The 23,055-nt window shown below is 72.5% G+C and carries 19 protein-coding genes; 6 read left to right on the top strand and 13 right to left on the bottom strand.

Annotated features, from left to right (window positions below; all coding sequences use genetic code 11):
• Positions 1–37 precede the first annotated feature (37 nt).
• The 7 genes from cyoE to WMF42_RS14025 all read right to left on the bottom strand — a co-directional run bounded on the left by cyoE (position 38) and on the right by WMF42_RS14025 (position 7,290).
• A complete protein-coding gene (gene cyoE / locus WMF42_RS14055) occupies positions 38–1,039 on the bottom strand; it encodes a heme o synthase (RefSeq protein ID WP_061609565.1) in 1,002 nt (333 codons plus the stop codon).
• A gap of 2 nt (positions 1,040–1,041) precedes the next feature.
• Positions 1,042–1,179 carry a hypothetical protein gene (locus WMF42_RS14050; RefSeq protein WP_155798566.1) on the bottom strand — a complete coding sequence of 46 codons (138 nt, stop codon included), beginning with the start codon at positions 1,177–1,179 and terminating at the stop codon, positions 1,042–1,044.
• Between the two features lie 248 nt (positions 1,180–1,427).
• A complete protein-coding gene (locus tag WMF42_RS14045) occupies positions 1,428–2,321 on the bottom strand; it encodes a carboxypeptidase regulatory-like domain-containing protein (RefSeq protein ID WP_061609564.1) in 894 nt (297 codons plus the stop codon).
• 182 nt (positions 2,322–2,503) lie between these two features.
• Positions 2,504–3,754 (bottom strand): hypothetical protein, encoded by a 1,251-nt coding sequence (locus WMF42_RS14040; protein WP_437692411.1) that lies wholly within the window; start codon positions 3,752–3,754, stop codon positions 2,504–2,506.
• A gap of 23 nt (positions 3,755–3,777) precedes the next feature.
• The gene (locus tag WMF42_RS14035; RefSeq protein WP_061609562.1) at positions 3,778–4,284 is read right to left on the bottom strand and encodes a T3SS (YopN, CesT) and YbjN peptide-binding chaperone 1; all 507 of its coding nucleotides are present in this window, start codon (positions 4,282–4,284) and stop codon (positions 3,778–3,780) included.
• Between the two features lie 44 nt (positions 4,285–4,328).
• Positions 4,329–6,086 (bottom strand): hypothetical protein, encoded by a 1,758-nt coding sequence (locus WMF42_RS14030; protein WP_437692409.1) that lies wholly within the window; start codon positions 6,084–6,086, stop codon positions 4,329–4,331.
• Positions 6,087–6,444: 358 nt separating this feature from the next.
• On the bottom strand, positions 6,445–7,290 hold the full coding sequence (locus tag WMF42_RS14025) for an SDR family NAD(P)-dependent oxidoreductase (RefSeq protein ID WP_061611966.1): 846 nt from the start codon (positions 7,288–7,290) through the stop codon (positions 6,445–6,447).
• A gap of 162 nt (positions 7,291–7,452) precedes the next feature.
• Between WMF42_RS14025 and WMF42_RS14020 the strand changes: the two genes are divergently transcribed.
• Positions 7,453–8,244 carry a J domain-containing protein gene (locus WMF42_RS14020; RefSeq protein ID WP_437692407.1) on the top strand — a complete coding sequence of 264 codons (792 nt, stop codon included), beginning with the start codon at positions 7,453–7,455 and terminating at the stop codon, positions 8,242–8,244.
• A gap of 3 nt (positions 8,245–8,247) precedes the next feature.
• Here the strand turns inward: WMF42_RS14020 and WMF42_RS14015 are convergent, their stop codons facing one another.
• Together WMF42_RS14015 and WMF42_RS14010 are read right to left on the bottom strand one after the other, a co-directional pair.
• Positions 8,248–8,982 (bottom strand): OAM dimerization domain-containing protein, encoded by a 735-nt coding sequence (locus WMF42_RS14015; RefSeq protein ID WP_061612071.1) that lies wholly within the window; start codon positions 8,980–8,982, stop codon positions 8,248–8,250.
• Positions 8,983–9,354: 372 nt separating this feature from the next.
• Entirely contained in the window at positions 9,355–10,899 is a 1,545-nt protein-coding gene (locus WMF42_RS14010; protein ID WP_061612072.1) for a lysine 5,6-aminomutase subunit alpha, read from the bottom strand.
• A gap of 211 nt (positions 10,900–11,110) precedes the next feature.
• On the opposite strand from WMF42_RS14010, the gene WMF42_RS14005 reads away from it, so the two are divergent.
• The 4 genes from WMF42_RS14005 to WMF42_RS13990 all read left to right on the top strand — a co-directional run bounded on the left by WMF42_RS14005 (position 11,111) and on the right by WMF42_RS13990 (position 15,957).
• Positions 11,111–11,689 carry an FxsA family protein gene (locus WMF42_RS14005; protein WP_061612073.1) on the top strand — a complete coding sequence of 193 codons (579 nt, stop codon included), beginning with the start codon at positions 11,111–11,113 and terminating at the stop codon, positions 11,687–11,689.
• 498 nt (positions 11,690–12,187) lie between these two features.
• On the top strand, positions 12,188–12,703 hold the full coding sequence (locus WMF42_RS14000; protein WP_061612074.1) for a hypothetical protein: 516 nt from the start codon (positions 12,188–12,190) through the stop codon (positions 12,701–12,703).
• A 246-nt stretch (positions 12,704–12,949) separates the two neighbouring features.
• Positions 12,950–13,642, top strand: coding sequence for an oxidoreductase (locus tag WMF42_RS13995; RefSeq protein WP_061612075.1), 693 nt, complete (start codon positions 12,950–12,952; stop codon positions 13,640–13,642).
• Positions 13,643–13,779: 137 nt separating this feature from the next.
• Positions 13,780–15,957 carry a RecQ family ATP-dependent DNA helicase gene (locus tag WMF42_RS13990; protein WP_437692404.1) on the top strand — a complete coding sequence of 726 codons (2,178 nt, stop codon included), beginning with the start codon at positions 13,780–13,782 and terminating at the stop codon, positions 15,955–15,957.
• Positions 15,958–16,095: 138 nt separating this feature from the next.
• On the opposite strand, the gene WMF42_RS13985 is transcribed toward WMF42_RS13990, so the two are convergent.
• The 4 genes from WMF42_RS13985 to WMF42_RS13970 form a co-directional block, all read right to left on the bottom strand.
• A complete protein-coding gene (locus WMF42_RS13985; protein ID WP_061613018.1) occupies positions 16,096–16,308 on the bottom strand; it encodes a hypothetical protein in 213 nt (70 codons plus the stop codon).
• Between the two features lie 602 nt (positions 16,309–16,910).
• Positions 16,911–17,966, bottom strand: coding sequence for a tyrosine/phenylalanine carboxypeptidase domain-containing protein (locus tag WMF42_RS13980; protein ID WP_437692402.1), 1,056 nt, complete (start codon positions 17,964–17,966; stop codon positions 16,911–16,913).
• Positions 17,967–18,122: 156 nt separating this feature from the next.
• Positions 18,123–19,442: a PhoH family protein gene (locus WMF42_RS13975; protein WP_061610363.1), complete on the bottom strand. Its 1,320-nt coding sequence runs from the start codon at positions 19,440–19,442 to the stop codon at positions 18,123–18,125.
• A 171-nt stretch (positions 19,443–19,613) separates the two neighbouring features.
• Positions 19,614–20,975 (bottom strand): sigma-54-dependent transcriptional regulator, encoded by a 1,362-nt coding sequence (locus tag WMF42_RS13970; RefSeq protein WP_434047299.1) that lies wholly within the window; start codon positions 20,973–20,975, stop codon positions 19,614–19,616.
• Between the two features lie 385 nt (positions 20,976–21,360).
• On the opposite strand from WMF42_RS13970, the gene WMF42_RS13965 reads away from it, so the two are divergent.
• The gene (locus WMF42_RS13965; protein WP_437692400.1) at positions 21,361–23,022 is read left to right on the top strand and encodes an aminotransferase class I/II-fold pyridoxal phosphate-dependent enzyme; all 1,662 of its coding nucleotides are present in this window, start codon (positions 21,361–21,363) and stop codon (positions 23,020–23,022) included.
• The last annotated feature ends 33 nt before the right edge of the window (positions 23,023–23,055 follow it).

Below are 23,055 nucleotides of genomic sequence, written 5' to 3'. Positions count from 1 at the left end.
GAGCCGGTGCCCAGCGCGTCAAGCCGGCGGGCTCCGCTCATGCGCCGATCATCATCGCGGCGAAGAGGAGCACCAGATACACCATGGAGGAGACGAAGACCCCGCGGGCCCAGCGGTTGCCGGTGCCGGCGCGGAGCCCGTAGGCGCCGACGCCGAAGAAGGCGCCGCCGAGGACGATCGCGGCGCCGAGATAGACAGGACCTCCGACGCCGAGCGGCACGAGGAGCACCGAGGCGAGGACGAGCAGCGCGAGATAGCCCACCATGTGGAGCCGCGTTGTGCGATCTCCCTTCTCGACGGGCAGCACCTTGAGCCCCGCGCGCCGGTACTCGTCGCGACGGAACGTCGCGATCGCCAGGAAATGCGGGATTTGCCAGAGGAACATGACGGCGAACAGCAGGAAGCCGGGCACGTCGATACGCCCGGTGATGCTCGTCCACCCGAGCAGCGGAGGGATGGCGCCCGGGATCGCGCCGATCGGCAGCGCGAGCGTCGTCCGGCGCTTGAGCGGGGTGTAGACGAGCACGTAGCTGAGCAGCGCCAGCGCGGCGAGCGCGGCCGTTATCGCGTTCACCCACACGAACAGCAGCGGAATCGACGCGGCCGACAGCGCGATCCCGAACCAGAGCGCCACCTCGGGCGCGAGCCGCCGCGCCGGCAGGGGGCGGTTTCGCGTCCGCTCCATCAGCACATCGGTGTCGCGCTCGAGGTACATGTTGAGCACGTTGGCGCCCGACACGACGAGGACCGTCCCGAGCAACGCCAGCAAGAGCTGTGTCGTCGGGACCGCCGCGCGCTCGATCGCGGCCTCTCCGGCCAGCCCGGACCGCAGATAGCGGCTGGCGACCCACATGCCGCCGAGCATCGTGGCCACCACCATCCGCGTGATTCGCGGCTTGGTGAGGCTCACCAGATCGGCCGCTACCTTGAGCAGCGGGCGCGCGCTCGTGTGGAGCGCGCCGTCGCCATCGCTCGCTGAAGGCTCCGCCTGCCGGACGTAAGGCACAGGGGCCCGCTCCGTGACCTGTTCGGCGCTCATGGTCACGCGGACACCTCGCTGTCGTGTCCGGCGCCCGCGCCCGGCGGCAGCGCGACATCTCCGAAGATCCCTGGCCGAGGGATGGCCAGGCCGGAAAACCACTTCATCGCCGGAGCGAGGGTGACGGGGAAGAACAGCATCTGGGCCGGGAGACTAGCGCGCGCAACGCGCCTCGGGGAGTCGAGATCGTCAGTTGATCGCGCTCGATTCCGATAGGGAACGAACCGGCGTTCGGCAACGGTCACGGCGCGCCGCAGCGGCTCCGTCGCGACGAACACCCGTCTGCAGCGCCGCAGATCCAGGCAGGGCCGATCGTCAGCCCCGCTCGCGCCGCGCTGGGCCAGCCGGGCGACCTCGGGCGCCGTCCGCGCCCCTCGCGCCGGGAGGCTCACCAGAGGCCCTTGAGCTCGTCCTTGTTCTCCGCCGGCTCGGGCTCGGTGCCCGCGTACGAGAACGTGACCTGGGCGGGCCTGTCGTCGGCAACGGAGACTTCGGCCGTCTTCAGGCCGTAGCGGGGGTGCCACGCCTCGAGCTTGTACTTGCCGGCAGGGACCTTCTCGATGGTGAAGGCGCCGTCATCGCCGCTCACGGCGAAGAACGGGTGATCCGTCACCACGACGAAGCCGCGCATCCACGGGTGGATGTCGCAGGTGAGCTTGATGATGCCGTCCTTCCACGTCTTCGTGAGCGGCTCGGCGCCCCTCGGCTGCGCCTGGTTGAACAGCGTCTCAGAGCCCTTGTAGGTGTGCACATTGTGCAGCGTCCGGTCGCTGTTCTTGATGTCGACCTGCTGGTCGGAGACCACGCCCTGGATGCGCGGCTCATACATGCAGTCCTTCTGGTCGACCACCGCGTGCGCGTCGGGCGCCTTCCAGTTCCCCGGCACGCCCCCGACCGCGATGCGGACGAAGGTGTCCCTGAGCTTGCCGTCGTTGACGACGACCGCGTTGTACACGATGTCCTTGTCCTGGCAGACAGGGGCGTCCTTGCGCGCGGTCGGGACCTTCATCTCGACCGGCTTGCCGGTGAATTTGACGACGCCCTTGATCGTCCCCTTGCCCTCGGGCGCCGCCGGCGCCGCCGCCTGGCCGCTGACGTGCGGCGCCTGAGACGCCGCGGGCTCCGCGCTCGGCTTCGCGGCCGATGCCGTCGGCGCCGCCGCCGTCGCGGTGGTCGCGGCCGCCCCGCCGGCGGGTCTCGAAGGCTCGTCGGGGCACCCGACGCCAAGCGTCAACGCGGCGAGCGAGACAGCGGAGAGCGAGACGAGATCGCGAGGGTACATGAGACTCTCCCGGGCCCTTGGCGCGCTGTCGCGAGCCTGGGTCGCGCCCCTCCGGGTCCGCGCGAGGCGAGGCCGGCGAGACCGGACGCTCCCACGTCATCCCGGTGGCGAGCAGCAGGTGGAACGCCGCGCGCTGATCCTCCGCGCAGCGAGGGCGTCCTTAACGAGTGTCGTCGCTCGCGTCAACCTGAGGCGCCGCCGGTGGGGCCCCGTGGGGTCCGGTTCCCGGCGCCCGGGAGCGCGCTCGGGGCGCGCTCCCGCTCGGTCGCGAGCACGGACGCCCAGAACCCGCGCTCGTCGCGCGAGGCGAGCGCGACGCAGAGCGCGGCGATCACCAGCGACAGCGCGCCGAGCGGCACCTCGGGGGCGCTGCGCGCGACGAGCAGCAGCGCGAGCGCGCCGCCCAGCGCCGGCAGCCGCGGCGGGGCGATCAGCGCGAGCGCGACGACCGCCACCGAGAGCGCGGCCACGAAGACCTGCATCGAGAGCGGCACGACGGGCGCCGGGCGCGTGAGCAGCCGGTCGAGCGCGCGGCGGAAGAGCGTCTCGACCATCGATGCGTCCTCCGCGGCGCCCGCGAGCGCCGCGCGCGTGGCGAGCAGCGCCGCGGCGAGCGCCGCGAGCGAGAGCGGGCTCACGAGGCGTGGCCCCGGCCGGGGCTGCTCGGCGCCGCGCGACCGCGCGTCGCGGCCGGCGCCGAGCGCGACGGTCGCGGTAAGGACGGCCAGCGCGTCGAGCGCGAACGCGGCGGTCGCGACGGAGCTCGTCGCGCCGGCGAGCGCCTTCGAGCCGCGCTCGTTCGCCCAGACCGCCAGGAGCACGCCGGTGAGCCGCACGAGCGCGGAGGCCCCGACGAGCCCGAGCGCGGCCGCGACCGGCCGCATGAACGGGACGCGGAGCGCCTCCCAGGCGCTGCCGAGCGCGAGGATCGCCGCGCTCACGCCGATGAGCGCGGCCGAGAGATCGGGCACGCGCTGCACCGTCGCGTGCAGGACGACGAGGATCACGAAGCTCCCCGCGACGATCGCCGCGATCCGCAGCGCGTAGGGGACGCGGCTCCGGACGACCGCGCTGATCAGCGCCATCGCCATCACGATGGCGCCGATCGCGAAGAGCTGCGAGGCGCCGGCGCCTGCGAGCTCGACCGCGTGGGCGGTGCGCTCGATGCCCACCGCCAGGCCGACCATCGCGGGCGCGAGCATGCGGCCGAGGACCATCGCGAGGAGGGCGAGCACGGCGAGCGGCCGGATCAGCGCGAGCACGGGCATGCCGACGAGCGGGGGCCGCGGGGCGGCGGAGGAGCGCTGTTCGGCGGGCTCGGTGGGCTCGGCGGGCGGAGCGTCGCCGCGCCCCTCGCGGCGCGGTGAGGCGGCGGGGTCCGGCGCGGCGGAGGGAGGAGGGGCTTCGGGGGGAAGATCGATGTTGAGGAGCATGAATGAAGAGGAGCGCCCGTCGCTCAGCCCTTGTCCCAGGCGCGGGGGGCAGCGTCGAGATCGGTGAAGACAGCGGCGGTCGCGGAGGCGTCGATCAGGTCCTGCATCCGCTGGCCGCCGGCCTCCTCGACGATGCGGTCGTCGTACTCGTCCGCGAGCACCGACAGATCCCGGAGGGCGACCAGGATCTCGTCGGCGTCGAGCGTCTCGCCGCCGAGGAGCGTGTGGACGATGACGACGCACGAGCCCTGCGCGACGTAGCCGAACGCGCCGAAGCGGATGCGCGCGTTCAGGCGGAGCAGCTTCATCGCGAGATCCGGCGTCATCTCGACGCCGCGGGCGAGCTGGGCGACGAGCCGCACGAGCGCGCGATCCGGCGCCCACGCCAGCACATGCAGGTAAACGTACGCGGTCCCCTGGCGGACCACGTAGAACTGCGGCTCGACCCGGGTGAACGCTGGGGAATCCGCGAGCGCCGCCTCGATGCGCGCGTTGGTCACTTGAACGGCCGCGTCGGAATCCTTCGGCATGACGCCGAGGATACATCGCCGCGGTCCCGATGCAGAGCCGGGACCTATCGCCGCAGCGGAAGCAGCGGCCCGGACGACGGCATCCTCTTCTCGTCGCCCGGGACGGGCCGCGGCGGCCTGCGCACCGGCGGCGGCTCGACCGGGGCGGCGTCGGACGGCGCCTTCAGCAGGAAGGGCTTGGCGTTGCGCGTGGAGCACGCGTCGTACGGATCCCGGTGGAACTCCCAGTGCAGGTACACGTTGCCGTCCGGCGACACGATCGCGTCCGGCGCTTTGCCGAACGGCGACGCCCGGTGCACCGAGCTCAGCGCGACGATGTCGAACGCTGTCATCCCGCTCGGCCGCGTGACGCCGAGGCGCACGACGCTGCCGCTGTCCTTGTTCAGCACGATCTCCAGGTGCGTCACCCGGTTCTGGTTGAACGCGTGCCCGGAGGGCAGGCTCTCGAGCGACGCGAGGAACTCCTCCGCGAAGATCGGGTGGAGCCGGTTGTGGATCATGTTGATGTACGTCGCGAACGGCACCCGCGCGGCGTTGAGGGAGGTCTGGTTGCCGGGCTTGACCGAGGGGTCGTAGTTCTCGATCGCGGCGCGCCACTTCCTCCACTTGTCCGTCGTCTCCCACGAGCCCCGGTGCGCGCTCTTGCGGGAGGCGCCGTCCGCGGCCCGCTCCGCCTTGAGCTTCTCGTTGCCCACGGCCGCCTGCACGCCGGCCATGTTCAGGTTGAGGTTGGGCCCGCCGGGGAGCCCGGGCGCGCCGAGGCCGATCGAGCCGACGCGGACCGGGCTCTGGTAGGGCTGCGGCGTGGCCTTCTTGCCGGCGACGCGGCTCTTGCCGTCGCCGCCCGGGTTCGCCGGGTTGAGGGAGTAGCCCCCGTGCGGGCTGTCGATGACCTCGGGCGACGCCGGGCCCGCGCCGCCCGCGGCGCCCTTGTCCGGCGGCGGCACGGCGGCGGGCGGCGCCTGCGCCACGCGACCGCCGCCTGTCGCCCCCGGCACGCTCGGCGGCGGCGCCACCCGGGCGGCCTGCGCGGCCTGCGCCGGGGACGCCGGGCTGTGGTGCTCTGCGCTCTCGCTCTCGGGCTTCCTCTCGCCGGGCGCGTGCTTCTCGTTGCCGGCCCGCTCCTCGCTGTGGCCGCTGTGGTCGTGATCGCTGTCGCCGACCTTGTCCTTCGGCCCCATCGGGCCCGACGGCGTCCCGGGCGTCGGGGCGGCATCGTCCTGATCCTTCGAGCGGATCTGCGCCATGGTCTCCTCGGCGACCTTGTTGGCGTCGTCCGCGATCCGGCTCGCCTCGGGGTTGTCCTCCTGGTCCTTCTCGACGTGCTGGCGGATGGCGATCCGGCGATCCGCCGGCGGCAGCGGCGGCGGGGGCACCGGCTTGACCGGCACCACCTTGACCACCTCTTCCTTCGGCGGCTCGGGCGGCGGGGGCGGCGGCGCCTTCTCGCGCGGCGGCTCCGGCCTGGGCGGCGGGGTCTGCGCCACCTTGGGCGGATCGGGCTTCTGCTGCGGATCGGGGGGCGTTTCCTTGTCCGGCTCGCCCTCCGCCGGGGCGTCCGAAGGTCGCTCCGGCGGCGCGAGCGGGGCGGGAGGCGGCGTGGCGGCCAGGCCGTCGGTCAGCACCTCGAACGTCATGTCGCCCGGCCGGAGGCCCTGCCGCACCGCCTGGACCATCTGGCGTAGCTGGGCCCGGTCCTCGATGACCTGCGCCACCTCGACCGCGCCGCCGCCGCCCGCCATGTGCGCCACGATCGCCGCGCAGATCCACAGGGCGAGCGGGATGTGGGCGTCGCGCGACATGGATCTCAGCGCCTCCGCGCTGCAGAGACGGCGCCGCGCGACGAGGCGCAGCCGTAACAGCAGCGAACGACGGTCACCGGTGGCACCTCCAGACTCCGCGTGAACGACCTGCTCGAACAGTACGCCGATGCGCCAATCGCACCCAGGAAGCGGTTCGAACCTAGCATCCGGGGATCAGCACAGCAACGGTCGGCGCGCCCGATGCCCCTCGCGTCTGCCGCGCCCGCTGCGCGCTGCCCGCCGGTCGACGACGCGCGCCCCCGGGTCCGCGGCGACGGCAGCCCTGGGCGGGCGCGCTCGCCCCGCGCGCCGGCCGACACATCGGCGGGCCTCCAGCGCCGGCGCGCCGGCGTCGCCATCAGAGCTTGTTGATGGCGTCCCAGTGATCGGCGATCTCCTGCGCCGTCCAGATACCGCCCTCGTCCTTGAACTTCCCGGGGCTCTGGACGACCTTGTAAATGTACATCTGCGCGCCGGCGACCGCGAGGACGTTGCCCGTCCGGTCGGCGCACAGGTCGGACGCGAGGAACAGCGCCGCGGGCGCGACGTGCGCCGGCGTGAGCGTGTCGCCGGCCGACTGGAACATGGGCAGATCCTCCGTCATGCGCGTCTTGGCGATGGGCGCGACCGCGTTGACCGTGATCCGCTGCTTCTGCAGCTCGATCGCGGCGGTGCGGGTGAGCCCGTAGATGCCCGCCTTGGCAGCGGCGTAGTTGGCCTGCCCGAAGTTGCCGAGCATCCCCGAGACGCTCGTCGTGTTGACGATGCGCCCTCCCCCGCCCTGCGCGATCATCTGCTTCGCGGCGGCCTGCGTGCACAGGAACGTCCCCTTCAGGTGAACGGCGATGACGGCGTCCCACATCCCCTCATCCATCTTGAGGAGCGTCTTGTCGCGGAGGATTCCCGCGTTGTTGACCAGGATGTCGACCCTGCCGAACGCGTCGACGGCCGTCTTCACGATCCTCGCGGCCCCCTCGGGCGTCGTCACGCTGTCGAAGCTCGGGGCGGCCTCCCCGCCCGCGGCCCGGATCTCCTCCGCGACCTGGGACGCCATCGCGTCGCTCGAGCCCGACCCGTCGCGCGTGCCGCCGAGATCGTTGACGACGACCTTCGCGCCCTCCCTGGCGAAGAGCAGCGCCTCCTCGCGGCCGATGCCGCCGCCGGCGCCCGTGATGATCGCGACCTTTCCGTCGAGCAAGCCCATCGCAGATTCCTCCTGATCCGCGCGCCGGCGCTGTGCGCCGGGCCGTTTTCGCGCGGAGCTTCGCACACCGGGCCTCGACCCGGGCGCACATTCGTGCGCGCGCACGCGCCCGCCCGCCGCTTCTTTGACCGATCGCGGGCGGGGATGGTAACGCCGCGTTCGATGCAACTGCCCAGCCGCCTCTCCACGTCGACCCTGGGAGACCTGCTCGGCGCGCTGTACCGTGAGAAGACGACCGGGCTCCTCGAGCTCTGCGAGCTCCGGACGCCGAGCGGCTCCACGGTGCCCGGCCGGCAGCACCGGATCCAGCTCTTCTCCGGCCTCGTCACGGCCGTCGAGACGCCGCTCCGGGTCCCCCGCCTCGGCGAGATCCTCGCGCAGGACGGCTCCGCGCCCGGGCCGTCGATCCAGCGGCTCGCCTCGCTCGTCGCGGCGCACCGGGGGCGCCGGACCGGCGAGGTGCTCGTGGCCGCGGGGCTCATCCCGGAGAGCGCGGTCGAGCGCGCGCTCCGGATCCAGCTCCGCGCGCGCCTCGAGGCGCTCTTCGCGATCGAGGAGGCGACCATCTGCTTCCACACAGCGCGGCCGCTCGCCGCGGCGCTCCGGCAGACCGGCCCGCTCGCGCCGAGCGATTTCCTCCACGGCCGCCCGCGCGCGCGGGACCGCCACCGCCGCGTCGCGAGCGCGGGCGCCGCGCGCAGCGCCTCGTCGAGCGCGCCGCGCGGCGCGGCGGGGGGCGCGCCGCGCGCCGCCCGCGTGGACGAGCCGCGCCTCCGGGCGCTCGAGGTGCTCGGCCTGCGCGAGGGCGCGACCGAGGTCGAGATCCGCCGCGCGTTCCGCCGCCTGGCCGCGGTGCTGCACCCCGACCTCGGCGGCTCGCAGCCCGCCGAGCACGCCCGGCGCACCGCGCGGTTCGCCGAGCTCTCGGCCGCCTACCACCTGCTCGTCGCCTGACCGCTACGCCCTGCCCACGAGGCGCTCGACAAGGAACGACGCCACCGTGATCGGCTTCGTCCCCGGGCCGAAGCCGGCGTCGAAGCCGAGCTCGACGGCGAGGTTGTGATCGATCCGCGGGCCGCCGAGCAGCAGGATCACCTTGTCCCGGAAGCCCTGGCGCGTCGCCATCTCGACGAGCGCCGCCGCGTTCTCCTTGTGGCAGTTCCGCTGCGTGATCACCTGCGAGACCAGGATGGCGTCGGCGCCGAGCGCCTTCGCCTTCTCGCAGAGCTCGGCGTTCTCGACCTGCGCGCCGAGGTTGTGGGCGTCGAAGCACTTGAAGCTCTCGAGGCCCTTCTCCCCGGCGAAGCCCTTGTAGTTCAGGATCGCGTCGATGCCCACGGTGTGCGCGTCGCTGCCGGTACAGGCGCCCACGACCACGATCTTGCGGCCGAGCTTCTTCGCCTGCGCCTCGATCTGGTCGCGCGTGAGCGGCTGGGCGGCGAGCTCCTGAACCTCGATGTCCGAGATGTCGACCCCGTGCTGGGAGTGTCCGTAGACGACGAAATACGTGTGTTCACGGCTGACCTGCTCCATGGCCGTGACCAGGGGCTCGCGCAGCCCGTGCGCCTCGGCGAAGCGCTTCGCCGCCTCGCGCGCGCGGTCGCCCGGCAGGACGCGGAGCGTGAACGACATCTGGACCATCCCGTCGCCCTCGCGATCGCCATACGCACGCAGGATGTTTCGCGATGTCATGCTCACCTCCTTCTGCGGGGGGCGGGCTGCGCCGATCCCTCGCTGACAGTAGCGCCAGCCGGCCTCGCGCCGCTAGAGCCATCGAGTGACCGAGGTAGCGCCGAGAGCGCGCGGAAGACGTGAAGTCAGGAGGAACGTCTGCTGGAGCGCTGAGCGGCTGGAGCTCTGGAGCTCTGTCCCTGAAATCCCGCCTTCTCAGCGCGACGGACGATCGGCCCGAGGGGTGGAGTCCATCGAGGCGCCGACCTGCGGCGCCGGGCGCGCGCGACGAGCCGACAGGCGCCGGGGCGCTCGGCGCCTCGCGGGCGAGCGCTCGCTCACTGGGTGCTCGCGCTCTGAAAGCGCTGCGCGCGGCGGTGGGCCAAGTCAGGCTCAAGATCGCTCCAGCACCTCGAGGATCGGATTGAGGTACTCCGGGTGCCGCGCCACGACCCCCGCGTACCCCTTCCCGCCGGTGCGCGTGCGCTTCACGTCGCCGAAGGCGCCGCGCCCGATCGCGTCCCAGAGGGTGTCCCGCTCGACCTCGCGCAGCAGCGCGTGCGCCCTGTCGAGGACCTCGCGGGCGCGCGACTCGACGACGCCGCCCGGCTTCCACTGGATCTCGTCGCCGAGGTGCCGCGCCGCCGTGAAGATGTAGCGGGCGCTCTTCAGCGAGAGATACCGGTCCATGAGGAGCGGCGTGTGGACCGCCTCGCTGAACATCCCGAGCAGCTCGATCGACTGGCCCGTCGTGATCCCGACCAGGTTGAACATCGCGTCGTGGACGTGGCTGTGGAAGATGTCGCCTGTCTTGAATTTGGTGGGCGGCATCCACTTGATCGGGTGCCTGTCGAAGATCTGCCGGACGAGCTGGGCCTGCGCGAGCTCGAGGAGGAGGCTGTCCTCGAGCCAGGGGTCGATCTCGAAGGCGTGGCCGAGGCCCATCTGCTCCTCGGGGAGGCCCGCGCGCAGGGCGAACGCCTCGTTGATGAACTGCGACGCGAGCACCGTGTGGGCCTTCTCGACCGCGTCCGCGGTCGTGAGGTAGTTGTCCTCTCCCGTGTTGATGACGATCCCGCTCCTCGCGATGATCCGGCGGGAGAAGTACTGATCGATGAACGTCCGCTGCATGTTGATGTCACGGAACAGGATCCCGTACATCGCGTCATTGAGCAGCATGTCGAGCCGCTCGACCGCCGCCATCCAGGCGATCTCGCTCATGCACAGGCCGGACGAGTAGTTGGTCTGCGCGAGGTAGGTGCCGGTGTCGCGGGTCGCCTCGTCGGTGGCGCGGCGGATGATCCTGAAGTTCTCCTGCGTCGCGTACGTGCCGCCGTATCCCTCGGTGGTCGGCCCCTCCGGCACGTAGTCGAGAAGCGACTGCGCTGTCGCGCGGATCACGGCGACGATGTCGGCCCCGGCGAAGCCGGCGGCCTTGGCCTGGACGGCGTCGTCGTAGATGTTGCCGGTCGCGACGATGACGTACTTGAGCGGCGCGGCGCCGACCCGGTGAGCGGCCTTGTTGGCCTCGCGCTCGTCGCGCGCCCTGTCGATCCGGGCGATCGCCTCCCGCGTCGCCGCCTCGAGCGCGCCGCGCGCCTCCGCCACCGACGGGCCCTGGCCGAAGTCGGCCGCCTCGCTGAACGCCAGCATCTCCGCGGCTTCCTGGACCGAGGCGGCGCCCTCGCAGAGCGCCCGGCCGAGGTGGTACGCGACGCCGCGGCCGGCCTGCCCGGCCTTGTGGATGCGGTCGACCAGCGCGTTCACGAGCGGCGTCCCCTCGGCGTCGGCGCCCACCACGCCGTAGGCGCGGGCCACTGTGCGCTCGACGCCGACCGTTGTGTGGCGGTCGATGAAGCGCTGCACCTCGTCGGCGATGTCGGCCGCAAATGCGCGGCACGCCTCCACCTTTTCCTGCTCCACGGGGACAGTCGTCATGGATTTCTCCGGGGCAGGCGGTCTTAGCGCACTCTCGCCGCGGCCGGTACTCCGGCGCGGGATCCGCGGCGGAGCGGCCGACCGCGAGAGGCCCGGCGGCGCGCGCGCGGCTCGCCCACGACCGCGGCCCTCGGGCGCGCGGTTCACCTCGGCGAGCGGCTTGCTCCATGCCGCGTGCGCCGCCCGGCGGACGGCGCTAGACGGGGGAGTCATGGGCAAGCTCATCCTGCTCTTCACGGTGATCCCGATCGTGGAGCTCTGGCTGCTTCTCTCGATCGGGGACCTCATCGGCTTCTGGCCCACCGTCGCGCTCGCGCTCGGAACGGCGGTCCTCGGCGCGGCCCTCGGCAAGCGCGAGGGGCTCAAGGTGCTCGCCGCCTGGCGGGGCGCGATGACCGAGGGCCGCATCCCCGACGAGGGGCTCACCGGAGGGCTGCTCGTGCTCCTCGGCGCGGCGCTGCTCATCACGCCGGGCGTGCTGACCGACGTGGCGGGGATCCTGCTCCTGCTCCCGCCCACGCGCCGTCGGATCGCGGCGCTTGTGCGCGAGCGGCTCGAGCGGCGGGCGGCGGCGAGCGCCGCAGGCTTCGGCGGAGCCGGCCCGGGCGCCGGCGCGTTCTTCAGCATGAGGGTCATCGACTTCGGCGGCGGCGGGCCGTTCGGCGAGCGCCCTGACGGGCCGCGACGAGAGGCGACGCCACGGCAGGTCATCGACGTCGAGGCGGAGGTGACCGACGACGACGCGCGCGGCGGGCCGGCACAGCAGACCACGCGACGACTGCCCCGCTGACACCCCGGCGACACCGACGCGCTGGCGAGCCCATGCGCGCTCGCCGGCCCCGGGGCGTCAACGCTCCTCCCACACCTGCTTGCACACCGCGCCTGGACCCCGCGTCCGGAGCTCGCGAAACACGCAAGCAACAGCGCCATCAACAACGCAAGTCGATGATTCACGCGCGGGCTGCATGAATGAAACGACAAAGAAACAATGCCTATTGTAGGCTCCTCAACGTCGTCGGAGCGGTCCGACAACTCAGGAGGAGCGACATGAAGATCTGAGCCTGTTCCACGTGACGCGACAACGCACAACGAACCCAGCGCAACACCCTATGCTAGATCCAACTCGAACCGAGATCCCATCGACCCAAGCGCGCCGCTCGGGGAGCGGCGCGACGAACGGCTCCGGCGCGGCGTCCAGCCCCGAGCAGCACCGACGCGCTCGCCCGAACGCGCGCCCCGCGGCGACGAGCCGGCGGTCCCACCTCACGCCGTCGAGGAGGGTGACCCGATGAGGCTGTTCAAGTCCATGACCGACTGGCTGCTCGGGCGCGTCGATCCCAGGGAACCGATCGGCAGCTCGCTCATCAACGCCATCTCGCGGCTCCCCATCCACCTCGCCGCGGACGCCGTGTGCCTCCGGAAGAACGCCGACTCCGGCGCCCTGGAGGTGCTCCTGACCCAGCGCGGAGCGTCGGAGTCGGAGCCGGGCGCGTGGGGCTGCCCCGGGAGCGTCCTCTCGCCGGGCGAGCAGCCCGAGCACGTCCTCGATCGGGTCGGGGTGGCCATCTCCGACTTCACGTTCATCGGCGACTACTTCTCGGCCGCCGCGCGCGGCTGGATGCTGTCCCGGGTCCATCAGGCGAAGCTCGCCGAGGTCCCGGCCACGGGCACCTGGTGGCCCATAGAGCAGCTCCCGAACAACATGATACCCAAGCACCGGGAGCAGGTCATCCCGATGGCCGTCAGGGCACTCCACGCCCGGCGGACGAAGATCTCGCAGAAGGCCAGCCCCACCCCCGCGTGAGCCACGCGCCGCGGTCCTGCCCGGCGATCGGGGGACTGTAGAGCCCGCACACACGAAGGAGGCAAGCGTGGGAGTCCGGCCCAGGCCGTCCGCCCGCGCCGCGCAAGGTCGGTCTCCATCGCCCAGCCTGGCCGCCCTCGGCGCGGCGGCCGACCGCTATCGATCCAGCGCTGCTTCGGTTACGCTGCGCTGTACGGCTGTGGATCCCCGCGGCGGCGCTCTCTCCGCAGGCGATTCTGCAGGGACATGGAGCTCATGACGGTCGACAAGACAGCCCTCATCGTGGGAGGAACAGGCCTCGTCGGCGGCCATTGCTTGCGCCTCCTCGTGCAGCAGCCCGCGTACGCGCGGGTCATCGCCCTGCTGCGGCGCCCCGCCCCGTTTGAGGATCCGCGGCTCTCCCAGCGCATCGTCGACTTCGACCGGCTCGACGGCGCCGAGCTCGCCGGCGTCACCGACGTGTTCTGCGCGCTCGGGACCACGATCGCCAAGGCCGGCTCCGAGGAGGCCTTCTATCAGATCGACTATCGTTACCCGATCTCCGTCGCCAGGCTCGCCGAGAAGGCGGGGGTGAAGCAGCTCGTCCTCGTCTCCTCCGTCGGCGCCGATCCGCGCTCGACGAGCTTCTACCTGCGCGTGAAGGGAGAGCTCGAGCAGGAGCTCTCCGCCGCGAGCTTCGCGTCGGTGCACGTCATGCGCCCGAGCCTGCTGCTCGGGGAGCGGGGCGAGGTCAGGAAGGGCGAGGCCATCGGCGTCGCGGCGGCGCAGACGCTCCGGTTCACGATGAAGGGAGGCCTGCGCAGGTACCGCCCGATCGACGCGAGGACCGTCGCCGGCGCCATGGTCGCCGCCGCGCTCCAGGGGAACCCCGGTCGCCACGTCTATCACTTCGACGACATGGAAGCGCTCGCCAAGGGCATCGGCGTCGTCCAGGCCTGATCGCCGCTCCCCTACCCACCCTACCGCGCCCGCAGGCGATCCCGCGGCCGCCATGGCGCCGCCACCCCCGCCGCGACGCAAGCGCGCGAAAATGCTAGGGCTCGCGGCGGGCACGGCGCTCGCTGGAGGCCGCCGCCATGGTCTTCGCGGAGCCCCCCTTGTCCATCCTGACCGAGCGCCTCGCCCCCTCCCTGCTGCGCCCCCCCGAAGGCCCGCCGCCGTCGATCGACGCCGTGCTCGCGGAGCGGTTCGGCATCGCCTCGTTCCGGCCGTGGCAGCGCGAGGCGATCGACGCCCTGCTCGGGGGCGCGGGCCGCGTCCTCGTTGTCGCGCCGACCGGCGGCGGCAAGTCGCTCTGCTACCAGCTCCCGGCCGTCGCCCTGCCCGGAACGACGCTCGTCCTGAGCCCGCTCATCTCCCTGATGGAAGATCAGGTGCGCGCGCTCGAGGCGCGGGGCATCCCCGCCACGTTCGTCGCTTCCAGCCTCTCGCGCGAGGAGAACGGCCGTCGCCTCGGCGCCCTCCGCCGGGGCGAGTACAAGCTCGTCTACGCGGCGCCCGAGCGCCTCGCGCTCGACGGCTTCCTCGAGGCGCTCACCGCGAGCCGGCTCTCGCTCGTCGCGATCGACGAGGCGCACTGCATCGTCCAGTGGGGGCACGACTTCCGGCCCGACTACCTGCGCATCGGCGCCGCGCTCGCGCGGCTCCGCCCGCCCCGGGTGCTCGCCTGCACCGCGACAGCGACCCCCGACGCGCGCGACGAGATCATCCGCCGGCTCGGCTGGCCGCTGCGCTCCTCCGACGAAGACGGCGAGACGGAGGACGGGCGCGGGTCGCGCGGGTCCGATGAGCCGCCGCCCAAGGTGATCCTGCGCGGGTTCGCCCGGCCCAACCTCCACCTGCAGGTCTCCGCGGTCGACGGCCCGCGCGAGGCCGGGCGCCGCGCGGCGCGGGCGCTGTCCGACGCCCTCGGCGACCCCGGGCGGCCCCGCGGCGCGGGCATCGTCTACGCCGCGACCCGCAAGGGCGCGGAGCGGCTCGCCGAGGCGCTCCGCGACGCCGGCTGGAACGCGGAGGCGTACCACGCCGGCCTCGCCCCCGAGTCGCGCGCGCGCCTGTCGGCCGGCTTCGCCGACCGCACGCTCTCCGTGGTGGTGGCCACGAACGCCTTCGGGATGGGCATCGACCGCCCCGACGTCCGCCTGGTCGTGCACGCCCAGCCGCCGTCGTCGATCGAGGCCTACTACCAGGAGGTCGGGCGCGCCGGGCGCGACGGCGATCCGGCGCGCGGCCTCCTGCTCTTCGCGCCCGCGGACATCGCGCTGCGCCGGCGGCTGTGCCAGCTCGGCGAGGGGGGCGTCGAGGCGAACGCGGACGACGCCGCGCGCGCCTGGGGGCTCTTCCGCGAGCTGCTCCGCTACGTCGACGCCGCGACCTGCCGGCACGACTTCATCCTCCGCTACTTCGGCGACGAGGCCGAGTCGCTCGGCGGCTGCGGTCACTGCGATGTCTGCCTCGAGGTCGACGCCCTCGAGGCGAGCGACCCGGCCGCGATCGCCCGCGACAACGACCTCGTGCGCCGCGCGCTCGCCGGCGTCGCGCGGGTGAAGGGCGGCGCCGGGATGCAGGCGATCGCGTCGATGCTCGTCGGGGAGTCGAACGAGCGCGTCCGCCGCATGGGGCTCGACCGGCTCTCCACGTTCGGCGTCCTCGAAGGGAAGAGCCACGACGAGGCGATGTCGATCCTGCGCGTCCTGCTCGCCAACGCCTGGATCGATCTCACCACCGGCGAGTTCCCCGTCCCGCTCGTCACGCCGCCGGGCTGGCGCGTGATGCGCGGCGAGGTGCCCGCCCGGGTGCGGCTCCCGCTCCCCGCGGCGCGCCGCAAGCCGCTGCGCCGCGGGGCGCCGGGCCCCTCGCCCGCCGCGCGGGCGCCGGCCGCGGCCTCCGCGCCGGCGCGCGCGCGGCCTGCCGCGCCCCCGTCATCGGCGGAAGCGGCCCACGCCGGCGCGGCGCCCCCCGAGGCGGCCGCTCCCCTCCCCTCGCCGCGCGCGGCGGGCGAGGGGCCCGGCGTCGAGATCGAGGAGCAGGATGTCCCGCTGTTCGAGGCGCTCCGCGCCCACAGGGCGGCGCTCGCGAAGGAGAAGGCGCTGCCCGCGTACATCATCGCGCACGACCGGACGCTCCGCGAGATCGCCCGGATCCGGCCCACTTCGCTCGACGATCTCGCCCTCGCGCGCGGGATGGGGCAGGCGAAGATCTCGAGCTACGGGGAGGGCATCCTGCGCGTGGTGCGGGAGTTCTCGGGCCCGTGATCGCCGGAGGGGCGCCCGGGCACGGCGAGCGGCGGGGGCGGCGCGGCGACACGCCCAGGGAGGCGTGAGGGCGGGGCGAACGCTCGGGTCGTTCGCCCCCTCTGCAGGCCTCTCTGGGCGAGGCGGCGTCGCCTCGGTTCAGGCGTGACCTGCGACGCGGAGCTCGGCGATGAGCTGGCCGTCCAGGCTGACGAACGTCGTGAGTCGGCCCTCGACGTTGATGAACACGTCGAGCATCACGCCGGCGCCGAGATCGACCACATGAAGGTCGTCCTTGAGGACCACCGTCGGGGCCTCGATCCCCCTCGGCGCCCGTCTGGAGCCTCGCTCCATGGTCTTCTTCGAGTTCATGTCCCCCTCCGCCCGCTGGCCCCTCCGCGCCCCGCCTTCCCGGATGCGGCTCCGCGCGGCGCGCTGTCGACCGGGTCGAGCCCCCGCGCGCGGGACACCCTGCTTCCCGGCGGACACGACAAGCGCGTTCCATGCCGTGCTCGCACGGCTGAAGTGATCCTTCCCTTCACGCAGCCCCCTTTCGCTCCGCTCGCCGACCGCGGTCCTCCATTTCACCGGATAGGTTTCGCGGGAAGGCATGAAGTTCAGGGGAAGCCCGGAATTTTCTTCCCGGCTTCCCAACCTCCGGCTCGAACCCGGCAACCTCGGTCGCCAGCTCACCGCTCATTCAACCTCGGTCGGTTCACCTCAACCTCGGTCGGTTCACCTCAACCTCGGCCGGTTCACCTCAACCTCGGTCGGTTCACCTCAACCTCGGTCGGTTCACCTCAACCTCGGTCGGCCTCGACCTCGGTCAGCCTCAACCTCGGTCGGCCTCAACCTCGGTCGGCCTCAACCTCGGTCGGCTCCCTCAACCTCGGTCGGCTCCCTCAACCTCGGTCGGCTCCCTCAACCTCGGTCGGTTCACCTCAACCTCGGTCGGCTCCCTCAGCCTCGTCCGGTCAGCTCCCCTGCGCCCAGGACGCAAGCGACGCTGCCGCGCTCACCGAGACCCTGCCCGAGGCGAGCACCTGGCCGAGCGCCGGCTGCGCCAGGAGCAGCGCCTCGACCCGCAGCAGCGCCGGCAGGTACACGACCTCCCGCGCCAGGCCGCCGCCCCGGTGGACGCGCGCCGCGATGCGCAGCGCGTCCCCGGTGGAGCGCGCCCCGCGCGCCTCGAGCAGCCGCGCGGTCTCGACGAACCCCGCCCCGCGCTCGACGCTCCGCGCGGCCAGGTGGCGCAGCCCGAGCTCGCTCCGCCGCGCGCCGACCAGGTAGCCCGCGGCGCGCTCGCGCGCGAGCGCCCAGCCCTCCTGATCGTCGCCGCCGTTCGCCGTCCCGATCGCGAAGATCCCGAGCGGGAGCGCCGCGGCGCGCACGCCGGGCGCCGCGTGCCCCTCGATCTCGTGGAGCACCGTCCGCTCCACGTCGTCGCGCGTGAGCATGCGCCCGCGCGCCACCTGGATCACCCCGTCGCCCGTCGCGGCGAGCGGCGCGATGTCCGCGATCACCACCCGCAGCGGCAACCGGCGCGCCCCGATCTCGCGCCGCATCCGCGACACGAGCGACCCCGGCGCGCGCGCGTCGTCGCTCCGCACCCGCGCCTCCTCGCACGCCGCCGCGCCCGCCTCCTCCTCGGCCCAGGCCGCGGCGAGCGCGTCCGCCTGCTCGTCGAACGCGTCGCGCGCCGCGTAGCGCAGGCGCGCGGCTGCCCAGCACCCCGCCCCGCCCGCGGCCTCGCAGATCGCGGCCTCCGCGGCGAGCTCGCGGGCGCGGCCGGCGTACACGGCGCCGAGCTCCCCCTGCTCCGCGAGCCGCTCGGCGGCCGCCTCCATCGCCCTCCGGACGTCGCTGTGGTCCTGCGCCGGCGCATAGGTGAAGCGCGGCACCTCGGCGCCGCTCTGCCCCCACGCCGCGACGAGCCGCGCGAGCTCCTCCACCAGGTTCACCGGCGTGCTCGCGCCGACGACGCGGATCCGCCGCGCCGCCGCGCCGAGGAGCCGGTCCGCGTCCGGCACCCAGGCCGGCGGCGCGCCTTGCTCCGCCGCTCTAGCCCGAGGACGCCGCGCCACGACCCTCCGCTCCTTTCACGCTCGCCGCGCTCACCACGCTCGCCACGCTCGCCACGCCCCCGCTCCTCCCGCGATCGCGTCGCGCGCCCGGCGCTGCCTGCCTCAGAGCAGGTTCGCCGCGAGCTCCGCGAGCTCGCTGCGCTCGCCCTTGGCGAGCACCACGTGCCCCGCGATGCGCTCGCGCTTGAACCGCTCCGCCACCACGAGCAGGCCGTTCGACGCGTGGTCCACGTACGGGTTGTCGATCTGCTGCGGATCGCCGGTCAGCACGATCTTCGTCCCCTCGCCGCACCGCGTGATGATCGTCTTCACCTCGTGCGGGGTGAGGTTCTGGGCCTCGTCCACGATGAGGTACTGGTGCGGCAGGCTGCGCCCGCGGATGTACGTCAGCGGCTCGACCTGGATCTGCCCGCTCTCGAGCAGCTCCACGAAGCCGCGCGCGTCGCGCCCCGGCCTCGTGCCGCCGTTCGAGAACAGGAACTCGAGGTTGTCGAAGATCGGCTGCATCCACGGGTTCAGCTTCTCGTCCACGTCGCCCGGAAGGAAGCCCAGATCGCGCCCGAGCGGCATGATCGGCCGGCTCACGAGCAGCCGGCTGTAGGCGTTGTCCTCCGTCGTGCGCTTGAGCGCCGCCGCGAGCGCCAGCAGCGTCTTGCCCGTCCCCGCCTTGCCGACCAGCGTGAGCAGCCGGACGGAATCGTCGAGGAGCAGGTCGAGCGCGAAGGCCTGCTCCTTGTTGCGCGGCCGGACCCCCATCACCCCTTCCCGACCGACGCGCAGCGCGACGATCTGCCCGCGCGCCGCGTCGAAGCGGCCGAGCGCCGTGTGGCTCGGCGCCGCCGCGTCGCGGAGGAGCACCGCCGCATTCGGCAATAGATCCGCGAGGTTGGCGCTCGCGAGGAAGCCGTTCTGGAAGAACGCGTCGACCTCGGTGCCGGGCACCTCGAGCTCGACCACCGACTGCTCGATCGACGGGTCGTCCACCCGCTGGTTCTCGTACGTCTCCGCCGGGATCCCGAGCGCGTCGGCGCGGATCCGGAGGTTCGTGTCCATCGTCACGAAGATGGTCGGCCGGTCCTTGTGCCTGTCGCGGATGTCGATCGCCGTCTGCAGGATGGCGTTGTCCTGCGAGCCCGACTCCAGCCCCACGAGCAGCTCCGGCCGCCGCTCCGGGATGGCGATCCGCAGCGTCCCGCCGCTCTCGAGGAGCACGCCCGTCGCGAGCGGCCCGGCGCCGCGGACCTCGTCGAGCAGCCGCGCGATGGTCCTCGCGTTGCGCCCGCGCTCCGAGCCCTCCCGCTTGAACTGATCGATCTCCTCGATCGCGTAGATCGGGATGATGACGTCGTTGTCCTCGAACTTGAAGATCGCGTGGGGGTCGTGGAGCAGGACGTTCGCGTCGAGAACGTAATTCTTCTTCATGGGTCGGGCGCGACGACGTACCCCCCTGGAGGGACGGGCGCAAGGGAGCTGTTGTGTCGCCCGCCGGAGGATGTCGTCATCCGTCCATCGGCCGGAGCCCCTCCCGGACATCCGGGGAAATATCGCCCGTCGACTCGGCCGGATCGCCATGTCCCGGGCGTCCCGATGTGTTCAGAGATCGATCCGGTAGTCCTTGATCTTGTAGAGCAGCGCCCGGTGGCTGATCTCGAGCACCTCGGCCGCCTTGGTCCGGTTGCCCTTGGTCTTCTGGAGCGCCCGCCGGATGAGGATCTCCTCGATCACGCGCGACGTCTTCTTGATCGACAGCTCCCCGCTCGTGAGCTGCATCTGGATCGGGTCGCGCGCCTCGCGGATCCGGTCGGGCAGGTCGGCCTCGCCGATGCGCTCGCCCTCGCAGAGCACCATCGCGCGCTCGACCGTGTTCTCCAGCTCCCGGACGTTCCCCGGCCACCGGTACTCCAGGAGCAGCCGGCGCGCCTCGGGCTCGAAGCCGCGGATGTTCATGCCGAACCGCGCGTTGTTCCGCGCGAGGAAGTGATCGAGCAGGATCGGGATGTCCTCGCGCCGCTCCCGCAGCGGCGGGATCGCGATCGGGAGCACGTTGATCCGGTAGAACAGGTCCTCGCGGAACCGGCCCGCCTGCGTCTCGGCCGCGAGATCGCGGTGCGTCGCCGCCAGGATGCGGACATCGACCTTGAGGTCCCGGTTGTCCCCCAGGCGGCGGATCGTCTCCTCCTGGAGCACCCGGAGCAGCTTCACCTGCAGCGAGAGCGGCAGCTCGCCGATCTCGTCGAGCAGCAGCGTGCCGTGGTTCGCCTGCTCGAACAGCCCCGCCCTGTCGTTGATCGCGTCGGTGAACGCCCCGCGCTTGTACCCGAAGAGCTCGCTCTCCAGCAGGTTCTCCGGGATCGCCCCGCAGTTGACCGCCACGAACGGCCCGCCGCGCCGGCTCGACCGCCGGTGGATCGCCCGGGCCACGAGCTCCTTGCCCACGCCGCTCTCGCCCGTGATGAGCGCCGTCGTCTTGTACTCGGCCACCTTCGCGATCGTCTTGAAGATCGCCTGCATCGGCGGGCTCTTCGCGAGGATCTCCTCGAAGAAGTTCTCCCGCCGGATCTCCTGGCGAAGGGCGCGGTTCTCGCGGCGGAGCGCCTCCCGCTCCTCGGCCTTGCGGAGCGTGAGCAGCACCTCCTCGGCCTTGAACGGCTTCTGGATGTAATCGTAGGCCCCCGCCTTCATCGCCTCGATCGCGAGGTCGATGTTGCCATACGCGCTCATCACGATGACCGTGGCCTCGTTGCCCTTGGCCTTGAGCGTCGCCAGGAGATCGAGCCCGCCCATCCGGGGCATCCGGACGTCGGTGAGGATGACGTCGGGGCCGAAGGTCTCGACCATCGCGAGGGCCTCCTCGCCGCTCGAGACCGCCTCGACCTCGTAGCCGTCCCGCTTGAGGAACGTGCGCACCACGAGGCGCAGGTTTTCTTCGTCGTCAACGACTAGGACACGGCGCATAGACCCTGAAAACTTTTCCTACACCGGCGCGCATCACTCCGCAACGAGTTGCATCTCGGCCCATGCCGCGGTGCGCCCATCTGCCGGGAGTTGCTGGGGTGCGGGTCCGGCGCGCGGCGGGGCGGGCGGGCTCTGCGAAGGCCGCGGCGCACCGCGCGAAGCCCGATGCGCGACGCGGAATGCGCCTGCGCGGCGCCCGCGCTGCCGGCGCAGGGCGACGCCAGGGCGGCGCGGTGGTGCCCAGTTGACGCACGTCGCGCAGGCTGCTTTAGCGGCGACGCGCACCGGGATCGAGCAGGGCCGCGCGCGGCCCCACGCGACACGCCGGCGCGGGTTTTGCGGGAAGGACCGCGTCCCTTAATTCGATCGCGTGAGGAGCCAGGGCATGAGCATGAAGGATCGTCTGGTCGACCAAGCAAAGAAGCTCGCGTCGTCGGGCAGGGTCGTCCGAGTCGTCAGCAACGATCGCGTGATGCGGCTCGCCACCGGGGTCATGGATGCGAAGAACCGCCTGCGCGCCGCCGGGGAGCGGGCCGCGGAGGCGTGGGACATCCTGCTGAACGGCCACGCGCTCCCGAACATCGATCCGGCGCTCGACGACGAGGCCGGCGTCCACGGGGCGACCCCGGCCCGCGCTGCGTCCGCCCGGCCGGCGGCCGGTGGCGCGGGGCTGTCGACCGTCGAGGAGACGGTGAGCGCCAGGGCGCCGGCCGCCGCCCGCTCGCACGTGAACGGCGTGGGCGCGAACGGCGCGGGCGCGAACGGCGCCGGCACCTACGTCGCGGCGGCGGCCGAGCAGCAGCTCGCGACCCAGATGGCGGCGCGGACGTCGCTGTCGCGGATCGGCGGGCGCGACGTGTTCGAGAAGACGTACAAGTTCATGACCGCGGACAACGCCCGCGCCATGGGCGTCTACCCGTTCTTCCGGCCGCTCGACTTCAACAACGGCCCCGAGGCCCAGCTCGAGGGGCGGACCGTGACCATGCTCGGCTCGAACAACTACCTCGGGCTGACGACGCACCCGAAGGTGCGAGAGGCCGCGAAGAACGCGATCGACAAGTACGGCACGAGCATGACCGGCTCGCGGCTCGTGAACGGATCGATGCGCCTCCACAACGAGCTGGAGGAGAAGCTCGCCGCCTACCACGGCAAGGAGGCGGGGCTCGTGTTCACGACGGGCTATCAGGTCAACATCGCCACCATCTCCGCGCTCCTCAGCAACAAGCGGAGCGTCGCCATGATCGACAAGGACGATCACGCGTCGATCTACGACGGCGTACGGCTCGCGCAGGCGGCCGGCGCCCGGATGGTGCGGTACAAGCACAGCGACCCTGCGGCGCTCGACAGCGCGCTCTCCGAGATCGCCGACACCGAGGGGGCGCTCGTGATCACCGACGGCGTCTTCAGCGCCCAGGGCGAGATCGCGAACCTGCCCGGGATCGTCGAGGTGGTGAAGAAGCACAAGGCGCGGCTCCTGGTCGACGACGCGCACGCCCTCGGCGTCATCGGCCCCGGCGGCCGCGGCACAGCGGCGCACTTCGGCCTCGGCAAGGACGTCGACCTCATCGGCGGCACCTTCTCGAAGTCGCTCGCCTCGATCGGCGGCTGGCTCGTGGGCGAGCGCAAGGTGCTCGATTACATTCAGCATTTCGCCTACAGCTTCCTCTTCGCGGCGAGCGCGGCGCCCCCCTGCGTCGCCGCCGCCATGGCCGCGCTCGAGATCATGCAGGAGGAGCCCTGGCGCCAGGAGAAGCTCCGCGAGAACTTCACCTACATGCGCGTGGAGCTGCAGCGGCTCGGCTTCGAGCTCGGCAAGACCGAGACGGCCGTCATCCCCATCTACATCCGCGACGACCTCAAGACCGTGATGATGTGGAAGTCGCTGCTCGACGACTACGCGCTCTACGTGAACCCGTTCATCACCCCCGGCGTCCCGCCCAAGCAGCAGGTCCTCCGCACGAGCTACATGGCGACCCACGAGCGCAAGCACCTCGATCACGCGCTCGAGGCGTTCGAGAAGGTCGGGAAGAAGTTCGGCGTCATCTAGGCGCCGGCCGGAGTCGGTACAGCGGCGCCCGCC

Origin of the sequence: Sorangium sp. So ce176 (assembly GCF_051519835.1) — a bacterium.
In the GTDB taxonomy this organism is placed as follows: Bacteria; Myxococcota_A; Polyangia; order Polyangiales; family Polyangiaceae; genus Sorangium; species Sorangium cellulosum_G.
The sequence above is the reverse complement of the archived record's forward strand: the minus strand, read 5'-3'. Positions and strand labels throughout refer to the sequence as shown.